11 protein-coding genes and 1 pseudogene are annotated in these 18919 nt (G+C 54.2%); 5 read left to right on the top strand and 7 right to left on the bottom strand.

Annotated elements, in window-relative coordinates:
- Nucleotides 1-114 precede the first annotated feature (114 nt).
- Nucleotides 115-1308 (top strand): MFS transporter, encoded by a 1194-nt coding sequence (locus ACN1CO_RS16415; protein WP_419139864.1) that lies wholly within the window; start codon nt 115-117, stop codon nt 1306-1308.
- Between the two features lie 104 nt (nt 1309-1412).
- Nucleotides 1413-5945 (top strand): ATP-dependent helicase, encoded by a 4533-nt coding sequence (locus ACN1CO_RS16410; RefSeq protein ID WP_419139863.1) that lies wholly within the window; start codon nt 1413-1415, stop codon nt 5943-5945.
- Here ACN1CO_RS16410 and ACN1CO_RS16405 read toward each other — a convergent pair.
- Nucleotides 5929-6054, bottom strand: a pseudogene (locus ACN1CO_RS16405) (LysR family transcriptional regulator); the annotation flags it as partial. The gene ACN1CO_RS16410 and the pseudogene ACN1CO_RS16405 sit on opposite strands and share 17 nt — an antisense overlap.
- A gap of 57 nt (nt 6055-6111) precedes the next feature.
- Here ACN1CO_RS16405 and ACN1CO_RS16400 point away from each other — a divergent pair.
- Nucleotides 6112-6966: an aldo/keto reductase family oxidoreductase gene (locus tag ACN1CO_RS16400; RefSeq protein ID WP_419139862.1), complete on the top strand. Its 855-nt coding sequence runs from the start codon at nt 6112-6114 to the stop codon at nt 6964-6966.
- A gap of 39 nt (nt 6967-7005) precedes the next feature.
- Here ACN1CO_RS16400 and ACN1CO_RS16395 read toward each other — a convergent pair whose 3' ends face one another.
- The 3 genes from ACN1CO_RS16395 to ACN1CO_RS16385 all read right to left on the bottom strand — a co-directional run bounded on the left by ACN1CO_RS16395 (nt 7006) and on the right by ACN1CO_RS16385 (nt 10847).
- Nucleotides 7006-8505: an alpha/beta hydrolase gene (locus tag ACN1CO_RS16395; RefSeq protein WP_419139861.1), complete on the bottom strand. Its 1500-nt coding sequence runs from the start codon at nt 8503-8505 to the stop codon at nt 7006-7008.
- An 18-nt stretch (nt 8506-8523) separates the two neighbouring features.
- The gene (gene pagP, locus ACN1CO_RS16390; RefSeq protein ID WP_419139860.1) at nt 8524-9084 is read right to left on the bottom strand and encodes a lipid IV(A) palmitoyltransferase PagP; all 561 of its coding nucleotides are present in this window, start codon (nt 9082-9084) and stop codon (nt 8524-8526) included.
- Between the two features lie 311 nt (nt 9085-9395).
- The gene (locus ACN1CO_RS16385; RefSeq protein WP_419139859.1) at nt 9396-10847 is read right to left on the bottom strand and encodes a sugar porter family MFS transporter; all 1452 of its coding nucleotides are present in this window, start codon (nt 10845-10847) and stop codon (nt 9396-9398) included.
- A 1246-nt stretch (nt 10848-12093) separates the two neighbouring features.
- Here ACN1CO_RS16385 and ACN1CO_RS16380 point away from each other — a divergent pair.
- Entirely contained in the window at nt 12094-12240 is a 147-nt protein-coding gene (locus ACN1CO_RS16380) for a hypothetical protein (protein WP_419139858.1), read from the top strand.
- 93 nt (nt 12241-12333) lie between these two features.
- Here the strand turns inward: ACN1CO_RS16380 and ACN1CO_RS16375 are convergent, their stop codons facing one another.
- From ACN1CO_RS16375 to ACN1CO_RS16365, 3 genes are all read right to left on the bottom strand, one after another.
- Nucleotides 12334-13305 (bottom strand): ParB family protein, encoded by a 972-nt coding sequence (locus ACN1CO_RS16375; protein ID WP_419139857.1) that lies wholly within the window; start codon nt 13303-13305, stop codon nt 12334-12336.
- Nucleotides 13306-13312: 7 nt separating this feature from the next.
- Nucleotides 13313-14512: an AAA family ATPase gene (locus ACN1CO_RS16370; protein WP_090965539.1), complete on the bottom strand. Its 1200-nt coding sequence runs from the start codon at nt 14510-14512 to the stop codon at nt 13313-13315.
- A gap of 1648 nt (nt 14513-16160) precedes the next feature.
- Nucleotides 16161-17090 carry a RepB family plasmid replication initiator protein gene (locus tag ACN1CO_RS16365; RefSeq protein ID WP_003855845.1) on the bottom strand — a complete coding sequence of 310 codons (930 nt, stop codon included), beginning with the start codon at nt 17088-17090 and terminating at the stop codon, nt 16161-16163.
- 458 nt (nt 17091-17548) lie between these two features.
- Here ACN1CO_RS16365 and ACN1CO_RS16360 point away from each other — a divergent pair, with 458 nt between their 5' ends.
- Nucleotides 17549-18919 (top strand): aldehyde dehydrogenase family protein, encoded by a 1371-nt coding sequence (locus ACN1CO_RS16360; RefSeq protein WP_419139856.1) that lies wholly within the window; start codon nt 17549-17551, stop codon nt 18917-18919.

The raw sequence follows: 18919 nt of genomic DNA, 5'->3' as shown, positions 1-18919 counted from the left end.
CTCGCAGACACCCTGAATCTCCACCGCAATAAACGTTAAAGCAAATAAGTTGCATTAACGCGCTATCCGCCGTATACCTTATTAAAAGCTAATCCTTTGCATTAAGGTCATTGCATGAACCCCACACTGACGCCACAGGCCGCGAGTCGCACCACGCTTTTCAGCTTCACCGGTGCGGCGCTGATCTCCGCCACCAGCAGTGCGCCGACGCCACTCTACCCGCTTTATCGCAGCCTGTTTCACCTGACGCCGACCATGCTGACGCTGATCTTTGGCGCCTATGCTTTCGCGTTGCTGGCTGCGCTGCTGACGGTGGGTAAAGTGTCAGACTTTACCGGCCGCCGTCCGCTGATGCTGCTGGCGCTTGCGATCAATGCGATCGCGCTGGTGATCTTTATGACTGCCAGTTCTTCTACTACCTTAATCGCCGCCCGGCTGGTGCAGGGCTTTGCTACCGGTATTGCCTTGCCGACCTTTGGTGCCAGCCTGATTGATGCCAGTAAAACCCGTGGGCCACTGCTGAACTCGTTCACCGCGTTTCTGGGGATGACGCTGGGCACGCTGACGGGCGGCATTCTGGTCAGCTTTGCACCCTTTCCCACGGTGACGATCTACGCGTTGCTGCTGGTCCTGATGCTGGTAGCGATGGCGCTGTTACCGCTGATACCAGAAACTATTGCGCCTCAGCCGGGTATTCTTGCCGCGCTGCGACCTCAGGTCTGCATCCCGCGACGCGCGCTGGGGCCACTGTTGAAGGTGACGCCGGTAAACATCGCCACCTGGATGCTGGGCGGATTTTATCTGTCACTGATGCCCACGATGGTGGCAAACGCAACCGGCCTCACCTCGCCGTTTATCGGCGGTTCGATTGTGGCAACACTGATGCTGAGCGCCACGGCAGCAGTATTCCTCTTTCGTCCCTTACCGCCCGCGAGGGCATTGGTTATCGGTACGCTGATGCTGATGGCGGGCGTCAGCGTCACCCTGGCGGGCCTTTCTCTGCACAGCGTGGCCTTGCTCTACCTCGGCACCGCCATTGCGGGTCAGGGGTTTGGATCGATTTTCTCCAGTGTGCTGAAGATCATTATGCAGTTAGCCGAAAGTCATGAGCGCGCAGGGCTGTTCTCCGCGTTTCTGATCAAAAGCTATCTCGCCTTTGCCCTGCCCGCCATCGCGGCTGGCATCGCCGCACCCCATATCGGTCTGAACCAGACGGCCTGGTGCTATGGTATGACGATTATCGTGCTGGCGCTGGTGTCGCTACTGGCGGTGCGGGGTCGCGCTTTAGCCGGAGCGGCCAGTTCCTGAATCCGGGGCGCGGTTAGAATCGGGCCGCGTCATCCACAAACGGTGATTTTCACATACACTCAACGGATAAATTTCAGGCGCAGTTGCTGCGCGTTGCCGTGAGTATGATGTCAAAATCCCAATCTGATGCGGTTTTAGCCCGTTTTTCACCGGCTACCCGACGCTGGTTTTCTGGCGCTTTTGCTATGCCGACGCCGGTGCAAAGGGCGGCCTGGAACGCCATTGCCAGCGGAAAGCATGCGCTGGTGATCGCCCCTACCGGCTCCGGGAAAACGCTGGCGGCTTTTCTCACCGCCATCGACACGCTGTTTCAGGTCAGAACCGACCAGCCCGCTCCCACGCGTGAAACCACCACCCGCATTCTCTATATTTCACCGGTTAAAGCGCTGGCCGCCGACGTGCAGCGCAACCTGAATCTACCGCTGGCAGGCGTTTACGCCGAGCGGCAGGCGCTGAATGAGCCAGAAATCACCCTGAATATCGGGATGCGATCCGGCGATACTCCCAGCGCGGAGCGCGCCAGATTGTTGCGTCGCCCGCCAGATATCCTGATCACCACCCCCGAATCGCTGTTTCTGATGCTGACTTCAAAAGCTCGCACGACACTGCAGGGCGTGACCACGGTGATTGTCGATGAGGTGCATGCGGTTGCGAGGTCAAAGCGCGGTTCTCAGCTGACGCTAAGCCTGGAGCGGCTGGATGCACTGCTGCCGCAACCAGCCCAGCGCATCGGTCTGTCCGCCACGGTGCGGCCGGTTGAGCGGATAGCGGCCTTCCTCGGCGGCTGTCGGCCGGTACAGGTGGTTAATCCGGCCGCCAGTCGCACGCTGCACCTGACGATTGAGGTGCCGGTTGAGGATATGACCGATATTGTCAGTGCCGATGACCTGACCGGTGAAACAACGACTACCAGCGGATCGATCTGGCCGCATATTGAGGCCCGCATTCTGCAGCAGGTTATGGCCCATCGCGCCACGCTGGTGTTTGTAAATTCGCGTGGACTGGCGGAGAAACTGACTGCGCGACTCAATGCCCGTTTTCTGGCCCAGCAGACAACCGCTGAGGATCAGGATGCAGAGCGCGCTGACGGTGACGATCTTATTGCCCGCTCGCATCACGGTTCCGTCTCGAAAGAACAGCGCGGCGAGATTGAAGCCGCCCTGAAGCAGGGCAAGCTGCGCTGTGTAGTGGCGACCTCAAGCCTGGAACTGGGCATTGATATGGGTCCGGTGGATTTGGTGATCCAGGTTGGCGCACCGCTGTCAGTCGCCAGCGCATTGCAGCGGGTGGGACGCGCCGGACATCAGGTTGGCGGAATCTCTACCGGCATCCTGTTTCCCCGCACCCGACGCGATTTGCTGGATTCTGCCGTGATAGTACAGTCGATGCGCGCGGGTCAGCTCGATGCGCTGGCGCCACCGCGTAACCCGCTCGATATTCTGGCGCAGCAGACGCTGGCCGCCGTGGCAATGGATCCCCTGCAGGCCGATGTGTGGTACGCGCAGGTCTGTCGGGCCGATCCGTTCCGCAGCCTGTCGCGTCGTCTGTTTAATGCCACACTCGATATGCTGGCGGGCAAGTTTCCATCAGACGCCTTTGCTCAGTTGAAACCGCAGCTGGTATGGGACCGTGAGAGCGGACTGCTGACGGCGCGACCTGGCGCGCAGCATCTGGCCGTAACCAGCGGCGGCACCATTCCGGATCGTGGGATGTTCAGCGTCATTCTGCCGGAAGGCGAAGAGCAGGCAGGATCACGTCGGGTCGGTGAACTGGACGAAGAGATGGTTTATGAGTCGCGGGTCAACGACATCATTACGCTGGGCGCAACGTCGTGGCGTATTCAGCAGATCACCCACGATCAGGTGCTGGTGGTGCCTGCACCGGGCCGTCCGGCTCGCCTGCCGTTCTGGCGTGGAGAAGGCATTGGCCGCTCGGCGGACTCGGGTGCCAGCCTCGGACTGTTTCTGCATCAGCTCAACGCGGCTTCACCGGACGATGCGCAACAGCAGTTGCGCGCGCTGGGACTGGACAGCCGTGCGGTCACGAATCTGCTGGCTTTGCTGGCTGAACAGCGCGTCGCAACTGGCGTGCTTCCGGACGATCGCACGTTACTGATAGAACGCTGCCGTGACGAAATTGGCGACTGGCGGGTAATTCTGCATTCGCCATGGGGCAAGCGGGTCAATGCACCCTGGGCGCTGGCGATTGCCGCCCGCATCCAGCAACGCATGGGTATCGATGCTTCTGTGGCGGCCAGCGATGACGGTATCGTGGCCCGCTTTCCTGCCAGCGAGGGGCTGTTACCCGGCGCTGAGCTGTTCATGTTTGACGCGGACCAGCTCACCCAGGAAGTCACTGAATGTGTCGGCCAGTCGGCGCTGTTTGCCGCCCGCTTTCGGGAATGTGCCTCACGCGCCTTGCTGCTGCCGAGGCGTAATCCGGGCAAACGTTCGCCACTCTGGCAGCAGCGGCTGCGGGCTGGTCAGTTGCTGGAAGTCGCCCGTCAGTTTGACGATTTCCCTGTCCTGATCGAAACCGCACGCGAATGCCTGCAGGATGTCTACGATTTGCCCGCGCTTCACCAGCTGATGCAACAGGTGACACAGGGCAGCGTAAAAATGGTTGAGGTGACGACCGAACAGCCCTCCCCTTTCGCCGCGCCGCTACTGTTTGGTTACGTCGCCGAGTTTATCTACGCCAGCGATGCACCTCAGGCAGAACGGCGTGCCTCACTGCTGGCGCTCGACAGTAATCTGCTGGGTGAACTGCTCGGCCAGACCAGCAAGCGGGATTTACTGGCAACTGACGTCGTTGAGCAGGTTGGAAAGGAACTGCAGCGTCTCGACGCTCGCTATCAGGCACAGCACGCCGAAGGCATTATCGATCTTCTGCGTGTCCTCGGCCCGCTCTCCATTGCCGGTATTGCGGCACGGTTCAGCGGCAATGACCCACAGATCGCAGAAGCCGTGGCGCAGTTCTCTGCCACGCGGCGAATCATTCCGCTCACCCTCGCGGGTGAAGATCGCTGGGCGGTCATTGAAGACGCGGCCCGTCTGCGCGATGCGCTGGCCATCGTGCTGCCAGACGATCTGCCCGCGACATTTCTGGAACCGCAGGCCGATCCACTGCGCGATCTGGTTAACCGCTTTGCCCGTACACATACGCTGTTCACCGCACGAGAGATCTCCACGTATTTTGGGCTGGGTGTGGCGGTGGTGAATGAGGTGCTGCTCTCCCTGCATCAGCAGGGCAGCCTGCTGAATATGGGCGTGGCAACGGGCGAATCGGAAACAGCGTGGGTCTCCTCTGAAATCTTCAAACGGCTGCGCTTACGTTCACTGCAATCAGCATGCGAGGCAACCCGTCCGGTGCCTCCTGTCGCCTGGGTCAGCCTGCTGCTGGAGCGTCACGGTCTGCTTAGCCCGCAGCGTGAAGAGCTAATGGGTGCAAACGGACTGCTGCGGGTGATCGAGCAACTGGCAGGCGTGCCGTTACCGGCCTCGCTGTGGGAGTCACAAATCCTGCGCGCCAGGGTAGCCGACTATCAGCCTGCGATGCTTGACGAACTGTTAGCCAGTGGCGAGGTGATCTGGTGCGGACATAAAGCGCTGGGCCAGAATGATGGTCTGATCTCGCTGCACCTCACTGAATTTGCGGCGGACACGCTGCCGATCATTGATAACACCCAGCCTCTGACGCCTGTGCAGCAGGCGACAATCGATGCATTGAGCCGCGGTGGCTCGTGGTTTGTTCACGAGATCATGGCGCAGATGGAAGCCGCTGAGACGCAGCCCACTGAAATCTATGACGCCTTATGGAAGCTGGTCTGGCAGGGCTATGTCAGCGCCGACAGCTGGATTGCGGTACGGGGATTACTGACCACACCAGGCGTAAACCGTCCACGTCCGGCGCGTACACTGCGCACCCGCTTTGGTCAACGCTTAACTTCAGGCGCTCTTCCCGCCCGTCGTCCGGCAGTCAATACGCTGGCTGGCCGCTGGTCACGGGTTATCCGACCGGAGATTGCGCCTGCCCGGCTGGCCCTGTCGCTGGTAGAAAACCTGCTCGACCGTTATGGGGTGATTACACGTGGCTGTGCGATATCGGAACAAATCCCCGGTGGATTTCCGGCGTTGCAACCGGTGTTACGTGGCATGGAAGATGCCGGTCGGCTGCTGCGCGGCCGGTTTGTCGCTGGTGCGGGCGGTGCGCAATTTGCCGACCATCTGACCATCGAGCGGCTCCGGATGCTGGCAGATAACCCTGAAGCCACGACAGAGGCGGTGGCACTGGCCGCACTCGATCCAGCCAATCCGTTTGGTGCAATGCTGAGCTGGCCGGTGCATGCCAGCGGCATTCGCCCGACCCGTCGTCAGGGTGGGCGGGTCGTGATCGCAGGCGGCGAACTGATGCTTTATCTGACCCCGGCAGGCAAAGAACTGCTGACGTTCAGCGACGATCCCGCGAAGCTTGAAGCAGCAGTTGCGACGCTGGGCGTAGCGCTGAAACGGGAGAGGTCGGCCAGTTTTACGCTGGAAACGGTGGATGGGGAACCGGTGTCGCAGTCACCTTTGCTTAATGCGCTGCGACACGCCAGTTTTTCACGGGTGCCGCAGGGGTTCAGCTGGTACAGCTGAGTTTTTTTCGCGCGCATTTTTTTTCGCGTACAGAATCGATAAAGGCCTGAAGCGGCGCCGGAATCAGACGTAGATCGTTGTAACAGAGCCACGGACCGAAGAACGTCAGACAGTTGCACAGCTAAATCAGCGTTACAATTAATCTACATTCACGCAGGAGGTTTTCATGTCAGATACCACCATGACTTTTACGTTAGGCGATCGTGAAGTTAACCGTCTCGGCTATGGCGCTATGCAACTGGCCGGGCCTGGCGTGTTCGGCCCGGTCAAAGATGAAACCCGGGCTATACAGGTTTTGCGCGACGCCATTGCGGCAGGCGTCAATCATATCGACACCAGCGACTTTTATGGGCCGCACGTAACTAACCGGTTAATTAAAAAGGCGCTCCATCCTTATCCGCAGGATCTCTGTATTGTCACCAAAGTGGGAGCCCGACGCGACGCCAAAGGCGGCTGGCAGGCGGCGATGGAACCTGAGTCGCTAACGCAGGCGGTAGAAGATAACCTGCGCAACCTGGAGCTGGACGTGATTGAGGTGGTGAACCTCCGCAGTATGTTGCATCCGGCTAAACCTAAAGAAGGCTCTCTGGCACCACAGCTTGAGGCGCTGCTGGAACTCCAGGCGCGCGGGCTGATTCGGCACATTGGCCTGAGCAACGTCACTGCCACGCAAATTGCAGAAGCGCAGGCGATGACGCCGATCGTTTGCGTGCAGAATATGTATAACCTTGCGCATCGGCAGGATGATGAGCGGGTGGATCAGCTTGCGCAGCAGGGTATCGCTTACGTGCCGTTTTTCCCGCTGGGCGGTTTCTCTCCACTGCAATCGGATCGGCTTAATGAAGTGGCTGCGTCGCTGAATGCTACGCCGATGCAGGTCGCGCTCGCGTGGTTACTGCGACGCTCGCCCAATATTCTGTTGATCCCTGGCACCTCTTCGCCGGAACACCTCAAAGAGAACCTCGCCAGCGGCAATCTGCACCTGTCAGATGAGGTGATGGAAAAGCTAAAAGCTATCTGACATCAGGCCCGCATGAAGCGGGCCTGAGTCTTTCGCGTTTCAGAAGCTGTTGAGGCAAGCCGCCAGCTGCGGCTTGTCACTGCAACCGATGTGGTGATCGATTCGGTTAATCATGTAAGGGTAAAACGGGTTGGAGGTGGCGCGCATGATCGAGTCCAGCCCGACAATCAGCACCGCACTCTCGCCGCGCAGTGACAGCGTCCCAAAACTGATCCCAAACTCATTCTTCTTCACGGGCGCACTGCCATATAACCCATCCTCAGCCGGGAACGGAATGGCAACATGTGACAGCGAGTAAAGACCTGCCGGATAGTCGATAGCCAGCGGCTGAATTCGTTCCTGAATCTCTCCGGCAGGCACGCTTTTCGTCACCATTTCCAGCGAGGTGGCGGAAGTATTAGTGATGACCGTTGAGGCATAATTGCGACGCGCTGCGGGCAACAGCTGATTTATCGCCGTGTAAGAGGAGTGACGGAATAGCGGACTGACGCTGACCGCCTGATTGATATCGAACAATACCAGCTCACTGCCATTCTCTGGCAGGAAGTTATATAACGAGCGGATCACTGAAGGTGTGCTTACGGTGGAATCCATCACCGACTGGAAAGTCAGTACCGGCGGGAAGCCGGACAGCTGCTGATTACGCGCATAGTGCTGGATCTCTTTCTGCAGCGCCTGCGTCAGCAAATAGGTCTGGCGGGCAGCGTGAACCGGAAAGGAGTTATATTTAAACGGATTAAACTCCGGCACGATATTCAGCCAGGCGGTTTTTGAGAAGGCCGGAAAAACAGAGGGCAGCCCGGCAATACCGGCGAAGCGAGCAAATCTCGTCACACCGATCATCGGGGATAACAGAATCAGCTGCTGTGGACGACGCAGCGAGTCATCGCCCAGGCTGTCGAGCGCATATTTTACTGCCAGCGCCCCACCGTTAGAGAAACCCACCAGATGCAGCGGCGTCTGCGAGCCTGCCAGACGGGTCGCTTCCCGCACCGCCAGACGGGTAGCGGCCATCCAGTCCTGCCAGTCAACATCGGTCAGCCCGGCAGGCACCGTACCGTGACCCGGTAACCTTATCGCTACCGCCACATAGCCCTGCTTACGATAAGCCTCTGCCACATGACGGAGGCTGTAAGGGCTGTCAGTCAGCCCATGCAACAGCACCACCGCGCCGCGCGGTGTCCCTGTCGGGCGCAGAATATAGGAACGGTTCCAGTCCTGCGCGAAATGGCCAGGGTAGATCATGCTGCCGACGTAGTATCGGTTGAGTGGCGTTTTATCTTCCGGTTCAAGTTTGTCGCTGACCTGCTGCTTCATCTCGTCAAACAGCTGATTTTCGGCATTGAGGTAATCAGCGTAAGTCCCGTTATCAAGTTGTTCCGCTGTCAGCTCATGGGGGATCCAGGTATGCCAGCGATGTAATTCCGGCCCACGTTCTGCTTCATAGATTCGGATAATCAGTAGCAGTAGCAACAGCACTCCGATCACTATCACCAGCCGCCAGAGTCTGCGTTTAACTATTTTCCACTTCCGGGTCATACATCCTTTCCTGAAAAATTAAAATGCATAGCGAAACCACGCGAACAGGACATTGCCATTATTGTAGGTGCCCGGAATATAGGTGAACTGGACATTCGCCGCTTTATACCCGGCAGAGAACAGCGGCAGAATAATAGGGAGCGGAATATAGTTACCAAAATCTTCGCGTGCTGTGATACCCGCTGTTAATCCCACCCCCAGGCGAAAGTCATGATCAGAACCCGGATACCAGCCCTTCTCCCAGCCATAACCGACAATCGGCTGCCACTCGTTGTGCGAATCTTTAAAAGCCATTGCATAGAGCGCGCTCCAGTCGCCACTGTCGTTGTAGCGGGAAATACCCAGACCGCCGCCCCAGGGATTCTCGTTATAGTGATCGGTTTTTTCTTTGTCGTACATGAAGCGAGCATGCCAGCTGATAAACGGCAGATAGAGATCGGTGTGTTGAGGATCGTTCCATGTCAACGCCACATTGTCAGTGAATCCATTCCACCACGAAGAGACGGGTGTAGTTTCAGCATGCAGTGGCGCAGCGGTCAGCAGTGCAGCAACAACTGCCGTTGTAGTTAATATTTTCATGGTGCATCCCGATCAGCGTGCGGAGCAGATGAAAAATGAGTATAGCGCAGGGGCTGGAGTAATCTTTGTCAGCGGTCATGCTTCGCTTAACCGGGGGGTTCATAAGGCATTAAGGCGAGATTTTGATGCGGTACTCTGGCGATTTCAGCCTGAAATCGCCAGAGCTGGACAGAAATTAAACAGGGTATTTTGCTGATTACAGTGAATGCTTTTCTGACTGAGAAATGTAATGGATAGGGAAGAGCTGGACAGGCGGGAGGTGACAACGAAGTAAAACCGGATTCAACCGTTGGGCCGAATCCGGTGAGGACTTATAAGGCTTCAGCCTCTTTCGGCTTTTCGCCAAACTTCTCTTTCATGTATGACTCAATCTCTTCCAGGCTCTTGCCCCGTGTTTCTGGCACCATCGCCATCACGAAGATCAGCGAGCCGACGTTAATCGCGGCGAAGATGAAGAAGGTCGTGCTGCCGGCATATTCCATGATCGGCGGGAAGCCGAACGCTACTACAGCATTAAATATCCATTGTAGTGAGACAGCGCCACCGGTTAATACGCCACGCAGTTGCATCGGGAACAGCTCCGACATCATCAGCCAGTAGACCGGCGAGATACACATCTGCATGCAAAACAGGAACAGCAGAATACAGGCCAGGGCCAGATAGCTCTGCATCACGCTGGAGCTCATAAAGGTCAGCACGCTGCCCAGCAGGATCTGTGCGGTGATCACCAGACAAAGACCGGTGATCAGCATGGTGCGACGCGGGAAGCGGCTGATGGCCCAGATACCGACAAAGGTCGCAAGTACTGAAACCACACCGTTACCGATGGTGGCAGCAATGGAGGCGCTGGTGCCCAGACCGGTCGACTTCAGGATGATTGGCGTGTAATACATGAAGCCGTTGACGCCGGTAAACTGCGCAACAAAGCCCAGTCCGACACCGATGACCATCAGGCGGATAACCCACTTCTCCCGGATTAAAGTTTTCGCATCCGGCCCGCGCTCTGCGGCCCTCGCCTGCTTCTTCATCTGCGCCATCTCATGACGTACCTCGCGCGGCGTTTCGCGCAGATACTTCAGGATTTTTTTCGCCTCTTTCAGACGCCCTTCTGCCACCAGCCAGTGAGGTGAGGCGGGAACAAAGAACGTACCAATGAACAGCAGGAATCCCGGCACCATGGCTATCGCCAGCATGTAGCGCCACAGATGCTGATCATGCAGCAGATAGCTCAGCAGCGTACTGGCGACATAGGCGATAAGCTGTCCGGTGACGATCATCAGCTCATTGCGGCTGACCAGCGGCGCACGCAGGCGCGGGCCGGCAATCTCGGCGATGAACACCGGTACAGTGGAAGAGCCACCACCGACAGCAATCCCCAGCAGGAAGCGCATGGCGACCATGACGTTAACGGAGGGTGCCAGTGCCGTTCCCAGAGAACCCAGCACAAAAATGACCGCCAGGGTGCGCAGTGTAATACGGCGGCCAAAACGGTCGGAGAAGAAACCACTCAGGAAGGAACCAATAGCGGCCCCGAACACCAGCGAAGAGGCAACCAGCCCTTCAGTGAAGGAGTTCAGTCCAAGTCCACCCTGATCGGGTGGTGAGGTCATATAAGGTAACGCACCCGAGATAATCCCGGTGTCATAGCCAAAAGCCAGCGCGCCCATGGTGGCGACGAGCACCACTAAAAAGATGCGCTGGCGTACCGTATCCGCAGGCGCGTGACCGCCCGCTTCACCAGAGTCTGGTGTATTCGTACTCATAATATTCCTGCCATTAATAAGTTAAACATCCGTTTGATTAAATTTCATACGGAATAGAAATGGAACATATTTACCGATTGGGAAGAGAAGTGTAGACGGTATTTAAAAGTTAGCTTTAGCAATGCGATTTTTATGGCGGGGATAATTAATCGAAGAAATAAACCAGCGTAACAGTGACGCTATGAAAGTTATTCAAACATCAGAATTTTGCTTTGAGTTCCTCCTGGCTCAAGGGCAGAAAGCGGCCATTGAATATGGGGAGACTCAGATAATATCTGTTCATGGTGAATACAATCGGCGATCTGATTAACAGGATGCTGTTTTAGCCTGTCAGCGATAGCTGACAGGCAGTTGCGCTGGTGCACTCACCCGTAATGATGCTCATAGATCATGAGCATCCTGCCACGGGCATGAGAAGCAATGCATTATGTGACAGAAAAGTCTGTCTGCTGATTGCAGTGGTCAGCCCTCGCTACATACTCGCAGACTATCTGGATACTGATAAACCGGCATTGTGTAAATGGTTTATTGCCAGGCGAACGTGATCATCCTGATTCACTGTAAACAGCATTAATCCAGTTTTCATCTGGGGACTGATGGGTCTGTTGAACGATTTGGGGTATAAACAGACGTTGTCATCGACTTTGCTCAATACAGTGAATCTGGTTACCTGACTCACTTCAGGTTCTGGCTCCACATTGTCACGAGCAGCGCACATTTCAGCTTTCAGTGCTTTCACTCCAGATGCAGGGCTTATCATGCCCATCCTTAGAAAATAATTTTTATCCTGAGAAAAAAGTTATCCACTTTTTCTGTGGATAAGTGAGGGATATTTTCTGGGTATCTTTTCACACTCTCTTTTCATGACTTTTTTGTCAGCCAGTAGCGCTTCTTTTATGATCGCCTCAATTCGGTTATAAACAGAGAGCAAGGGGTTCCGCATGCAGAATGATGGCGATTTCAGGCTGAAATATTCCTATTTTTCCCATTATAAACAATACATTAATTCTATAATCATCTGGCGGATAATTTTTGTCCGGACTCATAAGCAGGAGTGCCAGTGGAGTATCCAGATTTAGAATGTAGTAACTGCAGTTTAGTGAAAGTGGACTGGTCACTAATGAACCAGCGGCAAAAAATCTTTCCTTGCATTATTGCGACTGCTAAGCGGTGGCGGATAGCGAACTGAAATGAGAGTGATGACATCAGGTGAGACGAACGTCTTTTTGTCATCAGCAGGTGAGCGATGAGTGGGTTGCTTCAGCATCTGGCGAAAGGGAATAAAGTAGCGGCGATTTCATGGTTTTTTTTACGCATGAATAAAATTTTAATTTTTATAAATCAATATATTAATGATGGCCCCACCGGTAAAATGCTGGCGATTTCAGCCTGAAATTCCGCCTCCGGCTACCCTTTATGTTATTCCGGACTGAAAAAAGACAAAAAAAAGCCAGCGTTAGACGCTGGCTGATTAAATGCGGAGAGATTAACGGTTGAGATATTTCTTCAGGGTCTCAGCAATGACTTTATCCAGCTCTTCCTGCAGCTCTTTTGACTGACGGTTGAATTCATAGCTGAACATACGACCGCGCACCTTTTTACGGGCAAAACGATCTTTATCCGCGAAAGACCAGAGCGCAGTCGCCTGCGTTTTATCTTTCTCCGGTTCCTTCATCAGCGTCTGGCTGCCCTGTCGGATCAGTCGCAGAATATGATTCTTCAGCTCGTCCTCTGCCAGACCTTCGCGGGCGCAGACCACATCAATTTCCCGGGAAATGGATTTGATCAACGCTTCAACGCTCTGCCCTGACTCACTCAACTTGTCAGCAGCCTGCAACAACGCTTTGTAGTCGGGATAGGTTAGCTCAGCGTGATTAGGGAAGAGTGAGATTAAATCTGCCGGAACGCTGGCGGCCTGCAGGGCTCGCGTCACTTTTGCCTGTGATAACCCCTGGTTCTCCGCGATCTCTTTCTGAGACAACCCGCCATCTTTCAGCGTTAACAGACGCATGCCCACTTCACGCAGATTGTGTTCACGCGCCGTCTGAATATCCTGCGCCAGTCTGCGGGCTTCATCAGGAGTGATGGCGGCGTCGGTAATCAGCACGTCCAGACCGGTTTTGCAGTACAGCGCGGCGGCACGTCGACGTGAGCCGTCGAGGATCTCGATGCGGTCATCACGCATCACGCCAATGGCCGGGAAGAACTGCTGCAACTTGATGGTGCGGATAATGTCACGCAGCGAATCAGGTGTTAGTCCTGCCTGGTCGCGTCCATTGGTTTCCATCGTGACAAATGTTTTGCTTTCAACCTCGCTGGCAACAATACGTTCAAAACGGAACAGGGCGCGCTTGCCCGTAGCCAGAACGAAAGTCTGGTTGTGCTGGCTGTCATTCGTATCATTTTCGAGTGGAGTCTGGCTGAAGGTTCTGCCAATCGTGATTCTTTTTGCGCTCATACAAACCTCAGTTCAGGCGAATAAATTCGATACGGTCGAAGACGGCTTTTGCAAAGTCCTCTGCGGCGGACCGTGCATTCTTCAACGCTTCGCTGCTGCCGACGTAGGTCGAAGGATTAGCGGAGATAACCGTATCAAAGGATTCGCCGCAACGTTCAAAACCATCAAGGCGGGGAAGGGCAGCATCCAGCATGTCGCCACCAAAAATCTCTTTGGCCAGGCTATGGCAGAGCTTATGGTCAGCTTTATTAGAAAGCTTTGACATGAAGCCGATGTTGCCCTGCAGACGACAGGTTGCGCCGGAGTCTTCGATAATTGCAATCAGTTCCGGCAGGCGTGTCAGGTACTTGAGGGTCGAGTGAAAATCGACCTGAGCCGGTGGCACCGGCGTCATCAGCAGGTCTGAAGCGGCAATTGCATTCTTCAGAAAAGCATCCAGATGCGGGCCGCTGTCGATAAAGATGAAGTCATAATCTTTTTTCAGCTTGGCAATGACGTTGTCGTACAGCACAGCATGAACGTTCTGTTGCGGCAGATGCTCAGCGCAAAGCTGATCCCAGCTTGAAGCGATAAAGGCGTCATCTATTGAGGCGGGCAATACATCCACTCCCGGAATGATTGACGGAACGATGAATTCGTTTACCAGCTCATCACGCGAGACATTCTGCAGCATGGCTTGTGCTGCCGTTGCTTCCACCAGCCCGACTGAGCGCTCATGGTTCAAAAACATGGTTGCAGAAGACTGCGGATCGAGGTCAATAACCAGAACACGTAAATCTTCGAACAGCAGATGAGGATGGGCACGTAGTGCATGAGCCAGCGAAACGGTAGAAACCGTTTTGGAGACGCCGCCCTTAAGATTACCGACAAAAATGGTGTATGCATCGCTGTGGCGATCGCGATATTTCGGTACGCCACGATGATGATAAATATCGATAATATTCTGAATCGACATGGCATATTTAACCGATGAACCGGCGGCACGTTTATCAAACTGATAACCGCTCTCTTCCATCTCATTGACCGCGTAATCCACGCTGGCTCGGGTCAGTTTCGGCAACTTAGCTAACGCCGCTTTGGCATAGACCTGATAGTAGGTGTTTTCATGCAGCTCCTGCTTTTGCGCCTGAATCTGGTCGGTGAGGCTCAGAAGCATGCGTTCTGAACGCTGTGCAACCTTCATCACCTGCTTGTCATCGTTAGCCATAGTTGCTCCAAATATGTAGGATTTATGACTTTATACAGAAATCCTGCACGTGAGGCAATAATTTATCCTCTCAACATGATCTGCGTTTCTATGTAACCACACGGGTTCTGGTGAGCTTCATCACACTATTCACTGTGTGCGGACAAATGAGACGGTTAATTTGTGAAGAACATTCACTGTAATAAGCAGATCATTCACTGTAATCAGCGAACAGGTTTAAAAATGATCAGGCCGATGAAATGCAGACAGAGAGAAGGGGAGAAGGACTCAGAATGCCGCGATGATGAGGCTAAACGTTCACTGTAATCAGCAGAGTCAGAGTGGTATCCGATGATTTATCCGGACAGGAAGTCCGCGCTACTGAGGGTGGGATTGGCGTGTATATAGGCAAGCTCTACAGGTTGCAGGGCTGAGTCTTACCTCTTTATGACCAAACATTCACTGTAGTCAGTAGCGCTTCCAGGAACAGCACAGCAAAAGCTAACGTTCACTGTAATCAGTAAAAATGTTCTTTGGGTGTCATGATGAGGAAGGGGGGCTGTGTAAACGTTCACTATAGTCAGTAGTGATTTACTGATGAACCCTGAACGGCTCACTAAAGCATCGGGATTAGATGAGAGAATAGACAACGCGCAGTTCTTTGCTGGTTTTGGTCGGCAATGCAGACGAGTGCATTCTTAAACGTTCACTGTAATCAGTAAATGCAGCAGGCACGAACGTTCACTATAGTCAGTAAAGGATGAGTTGCCCCACAAACATTCACTGTAGTCAGTAGAAGGATTGGGCTCTGTTCTGCGCCAAAGGGGGAGCGTGTTGTCGGTATCCGACAATATCAGTCCTGACTGAACCGAATCTGACGAGCCTCATGCAGCCAGACATATGCACATCAGCATTAGCTCATACACATCAGATCGCCACTCACCGGCTTCCCTGTAACGTTCACTATAATCAGTAGCTACCGCGGAAAGTAGCATCACATCGTAGCGAACATTCACTGTAGTCAGCAGAGCGTTCACTGTAATCAGTACGCATTACCCCTAAGCCACGTCAGTCTGGCAGCCTGCTTAAGACGGAGCTTCACATAGCACCGTTCACTGTAATCAGTAATCGACATGGCTGGCCGTTTAGCAACGGGCCCTTAGGCAGAATGGACGAAGAGGGGATGGCAATCTCATTCAGCAAACATTCACTGTAATCAGTAACAGTGTCACGCGGATTTCACTGCTGACGGGTAAAGGTAGCAGTGTATGAATAGCGCGCCTGTTAGTTATGATCGTCGTAAGAGGGCAGATTGCTGACGTTCACTGTAGTCAGTACCGTTCACTGTAATCAGCAGAAGGTACCGTCACCAGGCGCAATCCCTACATTCACTGTAATCAGCAAACCGGAAATGAGTAAGTACTGACATATAAATATGTAAGTACACACTTACTTGTAAAGCCTTCTAGAAAGGGAATGGAGGTCAAAAGGGAAATGCCTTAGTCAGTTACGCAGCACCATAGTTACTGAATACAGTGAACGTTACTGATTGCAGTGAATGCTGGAGAAGTACTGATTACAGTGAATGGGCATAGAGACTGCAATGTCACTCTTAATGGAGAAAGTGACACTGCCACGCAGGATTGCTGATTACAGTGAACGTGGGGGATTAATCTTCAAACTCGATCTCATCCAGCGAATCGATGCTCTCCAGATTACCGATACCATCGAGCTTAGGCGTCCGGCTGTGGATGATGAAAAAGACCGAACGGCCACGCTTCACTTCTGAATAATCCAGATAACCGATCTCTTTCAGCTGCTCCATTGCGCGCCGTACCACATGGTTCTGTGTAGTGGTCTTGGAGCCAAGATTAAGGCGCATACGCAGGCGAGCCAGCGAGATAGGGGCGGGATTGGTCGGCAGGCTCTCCAGGAAGGTGTAGAGCGCCTGTGCAGACTCTTTACGCTTAAGGCGGGAGATTGCCCGGAGCTGAAGCAGCACCTTGTGATCGAAGTTGTAGAGTTCGAACAGCTTAGGGTCGGCCTGAATGCGGACAATATCTTTTTCGCGATCGTAATAAGCAGACTGAACAAGGTGGGTATGATACGCCTTGCCGTTGCCTTCAAAAGAGAGCGTGTTAGTCGCAATGCGGCGCAGAGAGGCATCCAGGCGCTTACGCAGCGCGGCTGAAGAGTTAGCAGAGGGAATGCCACACATCTTCACAAAGTCGATAAACGGCAGGGTGACCGTATCGCCTTTTGTTGGATAACGGGAAAAAGACTGAATAATACCCGCCCAGGTTTTGAAATCGTTATCCATATCCAGTCGCGCACCGGTAATGGTAATCTTTTCGTAGCCTTCCGCTTTCACCAGCGTCAGGTTCTTCAGCTCTTTTGTGGCATCTGTTGAGGCCATCGCACCGGATTTACCGCGGGCGGTCGATTTCAGGGTCGGCACAAAGAGTCCGAGACGCATTAATGCGACGGGCTGGACAGTATTATTCTTGTTGGGATGAAGCTGAATAACTTCACCACTATTTTTGGTCACTGACAGAAAAGGTTCTAGTAACGCTTTGTTTTCGTTGTCTTTATCTGCCATGGCTTAAGATCTTCATTCTGTGGATGAAAGGGATCGTTTTCTGACTACAGTGAACATTAGCACTGTTTACAGTGAACATTCTACCTGGTACAGTGAATAAAGTACTGATTACAGTGAACACTTTACTGATTATAGTGAACACGATCACCCTTTCAGCCCTTGGGGGGCGTGGCCTGCGACGATCGGGGATCTCTTAGGATCTCTCTATGATCTATTAAGGATCGTTTTTTAGGATCTGGTCACTGTATAAGTGGAAAACTGCTTCAGAACTTAATCTTCAGATGCATTCTCCGTCAGAAAAAATCTCCGGCAATCTGCAGGTTATTTGTCAGCCCGATCAGGTATCGACAACTTAGATTCTCAATTAATAAACAACTTCCTCACTATTATTCATTTTTCATCATCAACTACAGCGCGTATCGTCTCTCCATCACTGACAGAATGAGGAAAACGGCACCATGACTGAACATGCCCTATCACGTAACCCCGCAACAGGTGAAATTCTGGCTCGCTATCCACTGCAGAACCCTGCAGAGCTGGAGCAGACGCTGGCAACAAGCGCATCCGCTTTTGCGGCATGGCAACACAGCAGCATGACCGATCGGGTTCGCGTATTGCGTCAGCTCGGTGAGCAACTGCGTCAACGGGAACCCGATCTCTCCCGCATGATCACCCTGGAAATGGGTAAACCCATTGCTCAGGCCCGTGCTGAGGTTCTGAAATGCGCGAACTTATGCGACTGGTATGCGGAACATGGCCCTGCAATGCTGGCCGATCAGCCGACTCAGATTGCTGATGCATGGCAGCGATTCCGTCCCATTGGTGTGATCCTGGCTGTCATGCCATGGAATTTCCCACTGTGGCAGGTTCTGCGGGGCGCAGTGAGCATGTTGCTGGCAGGTAACACCTATCTGCTGAAACACGCGCCTAACGTCATGGGAAGCGCCACACTGATGGCTGAGCTGTTCAGCGCAACCGATCTGCCGGCAGGTGGCTTTAATCTGGTCAACGTCGACAACGACGGTGTCTCCGTCGCTATCAAAGATGATCGTATTGCCGCTGTCGCTGTGACCGGCAGCGTTCGGGCTGGCGCTGCCATCGCCGCACAGGCGGGTGCAGCACTGAAGAAAACCGTGCTGGAACTAGGTGGATCCGATCCCTTTATCGTACTGGCGGACGCCGATCTTGATGAAGCGGTGAAATCCGCTGTTATCGGACGTTTCCAGAACACCGGTCAGGTCTGTATGGCTGCTAAACGCTTTATTATCGAAGCACCCATCGCGGAAGAGTTTGAGAAGCGCTTCACGGCAGCCGTCCAGGCACTCACCATGGGCGATCCGCTGGATGAGAACACCTTCCTGGGTCCGATGGCTCGCGCCGATCTGCGTGACGAACTGGATGGACAGGTTAAAGCCACGCTGAATGAAGGTGCGCGTCTGGTGCTGGGTGGTGAGAAAGTGACAGGGCAGGGTAACTACTATGCCCCGACCATCCTCGCGGATGTTACCAGCAATATGACGGCGTTCAGACAGGAGCTGTTTGGCCCGGTCGCCGCCATTGCCGTTGCGCGGGATCCACAGCATGCGCTGGAGATCGCCAACGACAGCGAATTCGGCCTCAGCGCCACCGTCTGGAGCGGTAACGAAGAGCTTGCCGATCGACTGGCGCTGCAGCTTGAAGTCGGTGCTGTGTTTATCAATGGCAACGGCGCGTCCGATCCGCGCGTTACCATTGGTGGCGTGAAGAAAAGCGGCTATGGCCGTGAGCTGTCGCACTTCGGTGTGCACGAATTCTGTAACGTGCAGACCGTATGGAAGAATCGCCGTTAA

Source organism: Pantoea sp. R13S299, from assembly GCF_048515925.1.
Classification (GTDB): Bacteria; Pseudomonadota; Gammaproteobacteria; order Enterobacterales; family Enterobacteriaceae; genus Pantoea.
This window is presented reverse-complemented; position numbering and strand designations above follow the sequence as displayed.